Origin of the sequence: Synechococcus sp. R55.2 (assembly GCF_047462075.1) — a bacterium.
Classification (GTDB): Bacteria; Cyanobacteriota; Cyanobacteriia; order Thermostichales; family Thermostichaceae; genus Thermostichus.
The window spans coordinates 1-724 of sequence record NZ_JANSIH010000222.1; the positions used below are offsets into that span (position 1 = coordinate 1).

1 protein-coding gene is annotated in these 724 nt (G+C 64.6%); it reads left to right on the plus strand.

Annotation, left to right across the window (positions count from 1 at the left end):
• Nucleotides 1-118 precede the first annotated feature (118 nt).
• Nucleotides 119-721, plus strand: a complete 603-nt coding sequence (locus NW838_RS07725; protein WP_414358012.1) for a pentapeptide repeat-containing protein — start codon at nucleotides 119-121, stop codon at nucleotides 719-721.
• The last annotated feature ends 3 nt before the right edge of the window (nucleotides 722-724 follow it).

Below are 724 nucleotides of genomic sequence, written 5' to 3' on the forward strand. Positions count from 1 at the left end.
AACCCCCCCCCCCCCCCCCCCCCCCCCCCCCCCGTGGGGGTCCGGGGTGGGGGGTTTGGGGGAGCGCTTGGGCTCCGGAGCAGCTACCATCGCCAGTGCAGGGGATCCGGTGAAAAGAATGGCATGGCTCCGGTTCACAAAGCTCTGGGGTGGGGCGAGTTTGCTCGGCTGGGTGGTCTTCCCAGGGGCTGCGGCCTTTGCCCAACTGGAGTTGGATGCCCAACTGGGCCGATCCCAAATTGTTTCTCCCAGCAAAGATTGCCCCGCCTGCGACCTGACGGGGGCAGAACTGCCGGGAGCTGACCTCAGTGGGGCCAACCTAAAAGAAGCGATCCTCAGACAGGCCAATCTCCAAGCTGCCGACCTCTCCCAAGCGATCCTCAATCTGGCCGATTTGAGAGGGGCCAATCTGAGTGGCTCAGCTCAGGCAGGGGCTTTCTTGTGGGAAGCCGATCTGGCGCAGGCCAACCTGCAGCAGACAGATCTGACGGGTGCCAATCTGCAGGTGGCCAACTTAAGCGGGGCCGACTTGCGTCGAGCCATCCTCACCGGCGCCGACCTCACAGGGGCCAAGTTACACAATGCCGATCTGCGGGGGGCCGACCTGCGAGGCGCTTTTCTGGAGGGGGCGGATCTGACCGGCGCCCTGTACAATGCCCAAACCCGGCTGGATCCCACCTTTGACCCCCAGGCCCGCGGCATGGTCTTGGTGAAGCCATAACCC

Bases quoted from the DNA above. Each gene is read 5' to 3' on its own strand.
- NW838_RS07725 (WP_414358012.1), top strand. From the start codon at position 119: ATGGCATGGCTCCGGTTCACAAAGCTCTGGGGTGGGGCGAGTTTGCTC.